General features: G+C 57.2%; 13 protein-coding genes. 5 read left to right on the top strand and 8 right to left on the bottom strand.

The features are described 5' to 3' along the window. From G533_RS24035 to G533_RS24560, 3 genes are all read right to left on the bottom strand, one after another. Positions 1 to 235 (bottom strand): helix-turn-helix domain-containing protein (locus tag G533_RS24035; protein ID WP_144079889.1); only part of this gene is annotated, 235 nt, incomplete at its 3' end. Positions 236 to 668: 433 nt separating this feature from the next. Then, positions 669 to 1661, bottom strand: coding sequence for an alpha/beta hydrolase (locus tag G533_RS24030; protein ID WP_084639016.1), 993 nt, complete (start codon positions 1659 to 1661; stop codon positions 669 to 671). A gap of 259 nt (positions 1662 to 1920) precedes the next feature. Next, positions 1921 to 2121 carry a hypothetical protein gene (locus G533_RS24560; RefSeq protein ID WP_144079888.1) on the bottom strand — a complete coding sequence of 67 codons (201 nt, stop codon included), beginning with the start codon at positions 2119 to 2121 and terminating at the stop codon, positions 1921 to 1923. 143 nt (positions 2122 to 2264) lie between these two features. Here G533_RS24560 and G533_RS0114300 point away from each other — a divergent pair, with 143 nt between their 5' ends. Further along, on the top strand, positions 2265 to 2516 hold the full coding sequence (locus tag G533_RS0114300; protein WP_027950545.1) for a type II toxin-antitoxin system Phd/YefM family antitoxin: 252 nt from the start codon (positions 2265 to 2267) through the stop codon (positions 2514 to 2516). Continuing rightward, positions 2513 to 2767 carry a Txe/YoeB family addiction module toxin gene (locus G533_RS0114295; protein WP_027950544.1) on the top strand — a complete coding sequence of 85 codons (255 nt, stop codon included), beginning with the start codon at positions 2513 to 2515 and terminating at the stop codon, positions 2765 to 2767. Before G533_RS0114300 ends, G533_RS0114295 begins: the two co-directional genes overlap by 4 nt. A 48-nt stretch (positions 2768 to 2815) precedes the next feature. Here the strand turns inward: G533_RS0114295 and brnA are convergent, their stop codons facing one another. The 3 genes from brnA to G533_RS0114280 form a co-directional block, all read right to left on the bottom strand. After that, a complete protein-coding gene (brnA, locus tag G533_RS0114290) occupies positions 2816 to 3049 on the bottom strand; it encodes a type II toxin-antitoxin system BrnA family antitoxin (protein WP_027950543.1) in 234 nt (77 codons plus the stop codon). Further along, positions 3039 to 3299, bottom strand: a complete 261-nt coding sequence (locus G533_RS25370) for a BrnT family toxin (protein ID WP_035528283.1) — start codon at positions 3297 to 3299, stop codon at positions 3039 to 3041. The genes brnA and G533_RS25370 overlap by 11 nt, the downstream gene beginning before the upstream one ends. A gap of 407 nt (positions 3300 to 3706) precedes the next feature. Further along, positions 3707 to 3919, bottom strand: coding sequence for an addiction module protein (locus tag G533_RS0114280; RefSeq protein ID WP_027950541.1), 213 nt, complete (start codon positions 3917 to 3919; stop codon positions 3707 to 3709). A gap of 378 nt (positions 3920 to 4297) precedes the next feature. Here G533_RS0114280 and G533_RS0114275 point away from each other — a divergent pair, with 378 nt between their 5' ends. Both G533_RS0114275 and G533_RS0114270 read left to right on the top strand, forming a co-directional pair. Further along, a complete protein-coding gene (locus G533_RS0114275) occupies positions 4298 to 4564 on the top strand; it encodes a site-specific integrase (protein ID WP_051230386.1) in 267 nt (88 codons plus the stop codon). 3 nt (positions 4565 to 4567) lie between these two features. Continuing rightward, entirely contained in the window at positions 4568 to 7690 is a 3123-nt protein-coding gene (locus G533_RS0114270; protein ID WP_027950539.1) for an error-prone DNA polymerase, read from the top strand. A gap of 62 nt (positions 7691 to 7752) precedes the next feature. On the opposite strand, the gene G533_RS0114265 is transcribed toward G533_RS0114270, so the two are convergent. Both G533_RS0114265 and G533_RS22140 read right to left on the bottom strand, forming a co-directional pair. Next, positions 7753 to 8295, bottom strand: a complete 543-nt coding sequence (locus G533_RS0114265; RefSeq protein WP_027950538.1) for a DUF924 family protein — start codon at positions 8293 to 8295, stop codon at positions 7753 to 7755. 37 nt (positions 8296 to 8332) lie between these two features. Next, complete coding sequence (locus tag G533_RS22140; protein ID WP_240472447.1) at positions 8333 to 9220, bottom strand: DODA-type extradiol aromatic ring-opening family dioxygenase; 888 nt, start codon at positions 9218 to 9220, stop codon at positions 8333 to 8335. 176 nt (positions 9221 to 9396) lie between these two features. Here G533_RS22140 and G533_RS22135 point away from each other — a divergent pair, with 176 nt between their 5' ends. Further along, a complete protein-coding gene (locus tag G533_RS22135) occupies positions 9397 to 10707 on the top strand; it encodes an amidohydrolase family protein (protein ID WP_035528280.1) in 1311 nt (436 codons plus the stop codon). Positions 10708 to 10712 lie beyond the last annotated feature (5 nt).

The raw sequence follows: 10712 nt of genomic DNA, 5'->3' as shown, positions 1-10712 counted from the left end.
GTTCGTCGAGCAGACCGTCCACTCCGGATTCCACAAACCGATTGCGCCATTTGTGCACTGTCTTGCAGGATACGAACTGCTCATCTGCGACCTCGCTGGGTGTTTTCCCTGCATGTAACGCCAGGACAATCTTCGCCCGAGTAATCTGACCCTGGGGCAATGTGGTGGAGCGTAACCAGCCACGCAACGTACGCGCACTGGAAGCATCGATGGAGAATTCTTGAGGTCTACGCATACCGGCATAGTACACCTTTTCCCGTTAAATTACTCTATTTATCAAGCGGCCCACTAGTATCCAGAGCGCTGGTGCATACTTATTCAAAATGGTGGTTCCTTCTAGTCAGAACTGAGCGTTTAGCACTACTTTCCCTATCGTCCGTATATCTTAGCGTAATTTAGACGCATAACGCGAAGTTCAGCGGCGTTTGAGGCACACGGGACTTTGCAGCAGAAAAGAATCGCCTGGGCCATATGCCCGCTGTAATGCCTTGTTCTGCAGCATAACCGGCAACGCTAACGACTGTTTTCGGCCACCAAGAACTCTACTATGGTTGATTCAGGTGTGTCGTGGCGGCTCATCAAGAAATATTGCGTTCGCCTTTCACCCCGAGGCCGAAACTGGAGACGAAACCTCCTAATTTGAGCGGGCAGTAAAAGTAACCCACCGATCAAGGCAAGCGAGGTGAGCCGTCCCACTGTAGCGCTTCGTTAGCTCCACCGACCAGCCAACCCTGAACTATCTCATCATCTTGTTGGGTAATGACAGCCATGGATGGATGGCTTCTTTCCGAAACCTCAGCCACTGAAATATACTCGTTAGATATGTCCTTATAGCTTTCCGGCGGAGCGACTGGATCATTACTCGAAACTAGAATAAGTGTTGGTATTTTGTTTCTAACGAGCAACGGAATTATATCTGTTTGCTCCAATTTTACACCTGCGTCTTTCAACGCTTTACCAGCACCCTCTTGTATTGAAGCTCTAGGGATCAAAGTGGACAAGAAGGGTGAGTAAGCATCTATATAATTCACTACTGCCTGATCAAATCTAACCATTGGGGCTTGAAGCACTATCCCACCTATATCTCTTCTCATGTCAATCAATAAGGTTGCAGCAACTGCACCTAATGAGTTACCAACAATAAGAACATTTTTTTTCGGATGATCCAGTTTCTCGATTAGCTCGTTTATAATTTTGCTATCCTCTACACCAAATCGTATTCCTGGAGAAGAATCTCCGTGACCAAGAAGATCGGGCAGCAAAACATCAAAACCAAGAAACCTGAAATATAACGCGGAATTCACCATGTATTCTTTAGATGCCCGAAATCCATGTATCAAAACAACTAAACCAGAGTAGATGTTTGTAGACTCTCTCTGGATTTCCAGCTCATTGATTTCATTCTGACCATTTACTTGAAGCTCAACGCGATAGCTCAACTTTTGCTTGTCGAACAATGGCTTTGCCGTCAAATAACTGATACACAATTCCGTTTTCTTGGAACAAAACTCAGATTCATAGAATCCTTGTTCGCGCAATGTTTCTCGACTTGCAATCTGTTCGTAACCAAAGCTTTGTTGACTAGCAATATAGCTAGATATCGCCGATGAACACCCGGCCAAAGGTAAAATACAAGCGAGCACAACACCTCTCAAAATCATAATTATCAACTCATGCCCATCGTAACTAGCCGCAAGCTGACGTCAAGGTAAGCGGCGTTCAGCACGGAGCGTTTGCTCCGAGAAAACTGGCGAAGCCATGCCCGTGCAGGCGCGGAGTGCTGAACGTCCCAGTGAGCCGCATGCGAATGGCTTGACCTACTTGTTATGTTTTTCGCCTTCACCATGGTTTCTGGTACCGGTTTTTTTATAGCATATGATGCTTAAAAACGCGTTTTTGATAAACGGATACTTGAAGCCTTTAAGAAAGAAAACCTGATTCCGACATTAATGCAAGCGCAACCCCAAGTACGAGAATACCCCCAATAACAGAAAATCCTAAGGGAATGCCGTAGTACCAGCAAATAACTGCGCCAGCCCCAGTGCCTACACCGAAAGCAATCACGAATTTTACGATCGCGCCAATGCCTTCCTTTATCAGATCTTTAAGAAATTCAAGCATTAGTTACTCGATAATTGTTCATTTCAATGGACTGTTATTGATTATTCACGCCAAAGGAACCGGCGGCGCAGCCGCCCGGTTGCCTTACTTGTTATGCGCTGATAGCATCCGTACATATTTCCGTACATGTACAGGTTAAAATCATGGAAAGCATAAGTTATACCGCTGCCCGCAGCAACCTTGCCAAAAAAATGGAGCAAGTCTGCAACGATCATGCGCCCATTGCGATAACACGCAAAGGGGAAGGTGCCGTTGTAATGATGTCTATGGAAGACTATCAAGCGCTTGAAGAAACTGCCTACCTTCTCAGAAGCCCCAAGAACACACGAAGGCTCATTGAGTCGATGGCAGAGTTGGAAGCAGGCGAGGGATTTGAGAAGGAACTTATCGAGTGAGGTTAATATTTGCTGAGAAAGCATGGGAGGACTACCTATATTGGCAGAGGACCGACAAGAAACTTGTTAAGCGGATCAGCGCACTCATCAAAGATATTACCCGGGAACCCTTCGAAGGAATTGGAAAGCCTGAACCATTGAAGCATGCACTCTCCGGCTACTGGTCCAGGCGGATCAACGATGAGCATCGAATCGTATATAAGGTCCAAGACGATTCCCTTCTTATCGCACAACTTCGATATCACTACTGAGCGGGCGCATAACGCCTAAAGCTGTGGCGGTGAAACCGTCCGCAGCCTTTACTTGTTAGGGGCGTGTTCAAGGCGTTCTGCCAGCCAGACTTTGATAATGGATTGTCGAGTAACCCCCAGTCTTGCCGCCTCTTTGTCTAGAGAGGTAATCATCCATTCGGGAAAATCCACGTTAACTCGTCGCGGTGTTTGATTCGACCGCCTGAGACTGGAAAGATCCAGATCATCAATTATGTCTTCCTTTCCCTGGTCAAATTTTTTGTCGAAATCTCTAGCTTTCATAAAGCTCTACCTCTGCTTTCCGAGATCGTCTAACCGAAATCAGTCGAATCTCGTCATCTCGATATGTAAATACGGCTGACCAGTACTGGCGGTTGAAGCGAGCTATCACGATTGACCTCGCCTCATCGTCAGACCTCGCTGCCAGTTCCACCAAGTCCGGGTCATCCCAAAGAGACTGAGCCTGCTCAAAATCAATCCCATGCTTTTTGAGATTGGAGGCACTTTTCCTTTGGTCGAATTGGAATTTCATAATGGTATAGAAAATATACCACTAGGGCGTCTTTGGCAAGGCGTGGGTCTTGTGACGGTAGGAGCCCCTAACGCTTCAATCAGCCGACGCTTTAGCGGGAGAGTTCCTTCGATAAAGTGGACACCCAATAGTCAGGGCGACGGTGAAGATGAGCAATTGCCACGATGACAATTTCATCTTGCTCCAGACTATAATGATAAATAATACCCTACGGGAACTTGGCAATTAGACAGCGCCGTGTCCCTGGACTGAACAGTTGGTAAGCGACCGGAAACTGCTGTATACGAGAAATAGAACGGAGCACCTCACTACGAAACCTGTCTCCGAGACCGATTTGTTCTGACTCGTAGTGGGTCATCGCTTCTTCAAACTCGACCTGGGCGAGCTTGAGAAGTTTTATCTCCACTTCAGGATGTCTTAAAGGCGTCAGAGAGGGCGATGGCGGGCTCTCGGCCGCTTTTATAGGCAGACAACCTAGATTCGGCTTCTGACGCCCAAATAGCATCAAGCTCAGCATCAGGCTTATCCAGGCTCAAAAGGATCTGCTCCGCAACCGCTGCCCGCTCCAGCGCGGGAAGTTCAAGTGCCTGATCTATAAGAATATTCGCAGCATTTGACATATGCCCTACCACGTCAACTAAGACTCACAAGCTATGGTAGCTCTGTGAGTTTTCCAAGTAAACATAACAGCTTATTAGAAAGACCAGACCGTATAACACCACGCTTGCTAACTCCAGCACGCCATGCGGCGCCGGCAGTGAGGTTCCTCACGGAATCAACAAGTTGGCACACTTGGCCCACTGGGCTCGCCTGTTAGCCGGACTACGTGGAAGTTAGCAAGCCATCAAATCTGTCCATGCAGATCAGAAAATATTGCAGTAGATTCAAAGCCTTACATACCCCTCCTCACCCACCTCACGTCCTTCCGGTGAAAAGCCCCTTGCAATCCGCCCCCATCCAAATACTGTATATACATACAGTTTTAGGCCGCAATGCCCATGGATGACATCAGACCAGCCATCTCTGCCAACCCGCCCAGGCTACTGGACCAAGTCCGCCGTCACATGCGGGATGCGGGTTATGCATGGAAGACCGAGAAGACCTACATCCACTGGATCAGGCTCTACATCCTGTTCCACGGCAAGCAGCACCCTGCCAGTTTGTCAGACGCTCATATCAGTCAATTCCTCAGCGCGCTGGTCAACGAAAGGTCGTGCTCACCTTCAACACAGCATATCGCGCTGAATATACTGGATGGCCCGTAACCCATGCCCTACGCCGAGCTCCATACCCTCACCTGCTACAGCTTCCTGCGCGGCGCATCGCACCCGCAGGAACTGGTTGAGCGCGCGGCAGAGCTGGGGTACCAGGCGATAGCCATCACTGATGAATGCTCGCTCGCCGGTGTAGTGAAGGCTCACGTCGCCGCCAGGCAGGCCGGCATTCAGCTCATTATCGGTAGCGAACTGAACCTGGTAGAGGGGGTGCAGTTGGTAGCGCTGGCGCCTTCCCGTGCGGCTTATAGCGAGCTGTCCGGCCTGATCAGCCTGGCGCGACGGCGCAGCCCGAAGGGTGAGTACCGGGTGGCACTGCGGGATGTTATTTTCCATCTCAAGCGCTGCCTGATCATCTGGAAGCCTGCAGGTGCTGAGCCTTCCGGCGACGCAAGCATCAACCCCGCTACCGCCGAGCTCGGTTACGGGCAGCAGCTGGCGCGGCTGTGCCGGGGTCGCATCTGGCTCGGGTTAACCCACTTGCTGGGCAACGATGAAGTCGCCCGCTATGGGCGCCTGCATACTCTGGCACAAACACTGAACCTGCCCATGGTGGCCTGTGGCGCGGTGCAAATGCACGTGGCGTCACGCAAGCCGCTACACGATGTATTCACGGCGCTGCACCACAACACCAGCGTGGCACAACTGGGGCGCCGGCGGCTGGCCAACAGCCAGCAGCACCTGCGGCGCTCGCAGCAGCTGGCGCAACTGTATCCGCCTGCCCTGCTTGCCGCCACGCTGGATATCGCCGCCCGCTGCCAGTTCAGCCTGGACGAGCTGCGCTATGAATACCCGGAGGAAGTGGTGCCGCGCGGGCAGAGCGCAGGCAGCTATCTGCGCCAGCTGGTGGACGAAGGTTGTGCCGTGCGCTGGCCCGCCGGTGTGCCCGCCGACATACAGCACAGCATTGAACATGAACTGCAGCTCATTGATGAACTCTCCTACGAATACTACTTCCTCACGGTGTACGACATTGTGCGTTTTGCCCGCGAGCGAAACATTCTGTGCCAGGGGCGCGGTTCGGCGGCCAACTCGGTGGTGTGTTACTGCCTGTTCATTACCGAGGTGTCACCGGAGGCGGTATCGCTGCTCTTTGAGCGCTTCATTTCCCGCGAACGGGATGAACCGCCGGATATTGATGTGGACTTCGAGCACGAGCGCCGCGAGGAGGTGATCCAGTACATCTACAGCAAGTACGGCCGCCGCCGCGCGGCACTCGCCGCTACCGTCATCACCTACCGCGCGCGCAGTGCCGTGCGCGATGTCGGCAAGGCACTGGGCCTGGACGCGGTATTCGTGGAAGACCTGGCGAAGTCCCTCGCCTGGTGGGACCGCAGTGCCGACTTGCACAAGCGTTTCCAGGAGCAGGGCGTCACCGGGCACGGCGAGGTGGCGGCGCTGTTCCAGTCGCTGGTGCAGCAGATCCTCGGCTTTCCGCGCCACCTTTCACAACACGTCGGGGGCTTTGTGATCAGCCGGGGGCCCATCTCCCAGCTGGTACCGGTGGAGAACGCCAGCATGGCGGAGCGCACGGTCATCCAGTGGGACAAGGAAGACATCGAATCGCTCGGGCTATTGAAAGTGGACATTCTCGCCCTGGGCATGCTTTCGGCGATTCGCAAAAGCCTGGCGCTGGTCGCGCGCGATCACCCCCAGCTGCGCGGGCTCGCCGATGTACCCCGCGATGACGCGGCCACCTGGCGTATGTTGCAGCAGGCGGACTCCATCGGCGTGTTCCAGATTGAATCCCGCGCCCAGATGACCATGCTGCCGCGGCTCAAACCGGCGAGCTTCTACGACCTGGTCATCCAGATCGCCATCGTGCGCCCCGGGCCAATTCAGGGCGACATGGTTCACCCTTACCTGCGCAGGCGGCAAGGTTTGGAAGCGGTCACTTACCCCAGCGAGGCCATTCGCTCTGTGCTGGACCGCACACTGGGGGTACCCATCTTCCAGGAACAGGTGATTCGGCTGGCGATGGTGGCGGCCGGCTTCTCCGGCGGCGAAGCCGACCAGCTGCGCCGTGCTATCACCAACTGGGGCAAGAACAGCCAGTTACTCACCTTTGAAGGCAAACTGGTGCAGGGCATGATTGAGCGCGGCTACGAGAAGGATTTCGCGCACCGTCTGTTTGAGCAGATCAAGGGCTTTGGCGGCTACGGCTTTCCGGAATCCCATTCCGCCAGCTTCGCCCTGCTGGCCTGGGTATCAGCCTGGCTCAAATGCCACCACCCCGCGGCATTCTATGTGGGCCTGCTGAACAGCCAGCCAATGGGGTTCTATTCCCCTTCCCAGCTGGTGCAGGACGCGCGCCGCCACGGAGTGACGGTGATGCCGGCCGATGTGAATCACAGCAACTGGGACCACCGCCTGCTGGACAGCGACGGCAGCAGCCAGCCACCGGTGCGCCTGGGCCTGCGGCTGGTGAAAGGCCTGAGCCGTGAGGGGGCGCAGCGCGTGATGGAAGCGCGCCGGCAGGCGCCTTTTCAGCAGGTCAGCCAGCTGCGGCAGCGCGCCGGGCTGGAGCGCCGTGACATGGAGGCACTGGCGGATGCCGACGCGCTGGCCTCGCTCAGTGGCAACCGCCACCAGTCGCAGTGGCAGATCATGGCACTGGAACAGCCGCGCCCGCTGTTACAGGATGAGCAGCGGCAACCGGGCAGCCATTTCAATGACGGTGTGCAGCTGCCGGCGCCGGGGGTGGCGGAAGAGGTGCTGGCGGATTACCGCGCCACCGGCCTGACCCTGCGCGCCCACCCACTGGCACTGCTGCGACACCTGCCGCCCTTTAACCGCTGCAGCCGCTATGCGGACCTCGGCCACATCAGCCATCGGGGCTTTGTGCGCATAGCCGGTGTAGTCACCTGCCGCCAACGCCCGGGCACCGCCTCTGGGGTGCTGTTCCTGACCCTGGAAGATGAAACCGGCAACAGCAATGTGGTGGTATGGCCGCGCACCCAGGAGCACTTTCGAGCGGCACTGATGAACGGCCGGTTGCTGGTGGTGAAGGGCACACTGGAGCACAAGGACGGCGTTACCCACATCATTGCCGGTGCGCTGGAAGACCACAGCAGTGCGCTGGCATCACTGCCCGTGCAATCGCGGGACTTTCATTGATCCGTCACCCGCCGCGTTGCCGCAGCTGCCTGCGCCCTGTCGCGGGTTAGCTGCCGGGCGCGCTAGAAGCTGGAACCGGGCTGCGTGAGAAACTCGCGTTCCTCAGCCGTCGATTCGCGACCGAGAATCGCGTTGCGGTGGGGATAGCGGCCAAAGCGGTCGATGATTTCCTTGTGTCGCAGCTCAAAGCGGTGATTGTTGGCCGGTGCCCACTCCTTGAACAAGGGTTCTGCGGCCTGGTGGACCACGCGCGACTCGCTGTGCATATACGGCATCAGCAGGAAGCTGCGCTGGGAAGGCTCCAGCGTTTGCAGCGCACCGCCAGCCACCGCTTCCTGTGCCAGGCCAAGGGCCAGCGGATCCTGCGCGAAGGCCCCCGGCGTGTCACGAAAGATATTGCGGGAAAACTGGTCCAGCACAATCACCTCCGCCAGGCGTCCGCGCTCATTGCTGCGCCAGGGTGCCAGCTCGCACCGCGCAGCCTGTTCCAGTGTGGGGAGGAATCGCTCGCGTAGCCGGGCATCCAGAGCTGCGTCCACGGCCCACCACTGGGCCGGCTCCAAGTCGTCGAACCAGAACGTGAAAATGTCTTCCGGCGCTACCATTTCCACTTCCCCGCGTTGCCCGTGTTACTCCGCCACCCTACCACGCAAAACAGCTGCCCTGCATACCCATGCTGCCGAACCGCCACACCCGTGTGGCCGGGCCCGGCGCAACGCCTGCGCACACCAGCAACGGCAACAGGTGCTCTTCCCGAGGGTGGCAGAAACGCGCATGGGGCGCCTGCGCCCAGTGCAGCAGTCGGGCCTCGCGTTCCGCGTCGTCCAGCGGGGCTTCGGCGAGCGTGTCGACCAGCCAGTCTTCAAACGCACGGTTACGCGTGTACAACGCAGGCTCGCGCTGACCAAAAAACGCCTGCACGTTGTGAAACGAGGAACCGGAACCAATCAGCAACACGCCCTCGCCATCCAATGCCGCCAGTGCACGCCCCATGCGCAAGTGTGCCCCGGGGTCCATTGATGCCAGCAGGGAGAGCTGGATGCAGGGGATGTCGGCTTCCGGGTAGAGAATTTTCAGCGGTACGAACAGGCCGTGGTCGAAACCGCGCCCGGCGTCGCCCGCGGCCTCAAGCCCGGCCCCCTCCAGCGCCGCCAACACGTCCGCTGCCAGCTCCGGGTGTCCCGGTGCCGGATAGGCAATGGCGTAGGACTCCGGGGGAAAACCGTAATAGTCGTAGAACAGTTCGGGCGCAGCGCCAGTGGTGACCGTGGGCTGGGCTGCCTCCCAATGTGCGCTGGCCACAATAATGGCGCGGGGACGCGGCAATTCCGTGGCTATGCGCTGCAGCGCCGCCACCAGTTCAGCATGACCGGGGTCACCCAGCAAAGGCAGCGGACCACCGCCGTGCGAAATGAACAGGCGAGTCAGCATGGGCCCCACACACCGTTCCGCCGCACCACGCTGACCTTTTGACTGTACGGCGCGGCCATCCGCCGGTGTGCTGCTGCCATTGCCTGCCACCTCAATCACTGGCTGCTTTTCCCTTGGCATTGTGGCAAGCGCGCCCGTTGCTGTCATGCAGGGCAGTGTGAACGGCGCATTTGGCCGACAAAGCGTACTGTGGCCAAAAATGACCCTTTCGAAGCCGTCGGGTTTTGGCATACTGCGCCACGTTGAAAAATCAATGCCCCCACAGGAGAAACCGCATGCGCTGCCTGCTGCAGAATCTTACTCGAATGCTCACACTGTCTGCGGTACTCGGTGGCGCCGCTGCGGCCCACGCCGCCACCACCGTCATACATGCGGGCACCCTGCTCGCCGTGCCGGGAGAAAAACCCCTGCAGGAGCAGACTGTGGTGATTCGCGATGGCAAGGTGAGCGAAGTGCTCGCCGGCTACCGCGAACCGGGCAGCATTGATGCCACCGCCAGTGTGGTCGACCTGAAGCAGGCTTTCGTCATGCCCGGGCTGATGGACAGGCACGTTCACCTGCAGGGGGAGCTGGGGCCCGACGAGGACCGCCAGACACTCAAGGAATCGAGCCAGCTCATGCAGATGCGCTCGCTGATGTACGCCCAACGCACGCTGCAGGCGGGCTTCACCACACTGCGGGACACCGGCTCCAGCCCCCAGGAAATGTACGCCCTGCGCGATGCCATCAATCAGGGCTGGATTGACGGGCCGCGCATCATTGCCGCCGGCGGTGTGGGTGTCACCGGAGGGCACAACGATGTCAGCGGCATGAAGCCGGAACTCATGGAATTCTACACCCGGCCCACGGTCTGTGACGGCCCCTACGACTGTCGCCGCGCCACCCGCAACGCCATCAAGTACGGCGCCGACCTGATCAAGATCACATCTACCGGCGGCGTGCTCACGGACCGCGCCACCGGGACCGGTCAACAGATGGAAATGGACGAGCTGCGCGAGGTTGTGCAGGCGGCCCAGCGCATGGGGCGCAAGGTCATCAGCCACGCCCACCAGGAGGATGGCATCATCGCCGCGCTGGAGGCCGGTGTGGCGAGCATTGAGCACGGCACCTATGTGGGCCCGAAGTCCATCAAGCTGTTCAAGTCCACCGGCGCCTATCTGGTGCCCACGTTGCTGGCCGGCCACACTGTAAAGATCATGGCCACTGAGTCCGACTTCATGAGCCCGGCCATCCGCGAAAAAGCCATTCGCGTCGGTAACGACATGCAGTCCAACTTTGCGAAGGCCCACAAGGCCGGTGTGAAAGTTGCCTTCGGCACAGATACGGGCGTATCACGCCACGGCGACAACGCTCAGGAAGCCGTGCTCATGCAGGAGGCTGGCATGACGCCGATGGAAATCCTGGTCAGCGCTACAGTCAGCGCCGCCGACCTCATCGACATGTCCGGCACGCTGGGCACACTGGAGCCAGGCAAGCACGCCGACATCATCGCGCTCGAAACCTCACCGCTGGATGACATCGCGAGCCTGCTGGACGTGGGCTTTGTGATGAAAGGCGGCAATGTCTACAAAAACCAATTGCGCTAACAACA

The organism is Haliea salexigens DSM 19537, from assembly GCF_000423125.1.
Lineage (GTDB): Bacteria > Pseudomonadota > Gammaproteobacteria > Pseudomonadales > Halieaceae > Haliea > Haliea salexigens.
This window is presented reverse-complemented; position numbering and strand designations above follow the sequence as displayed.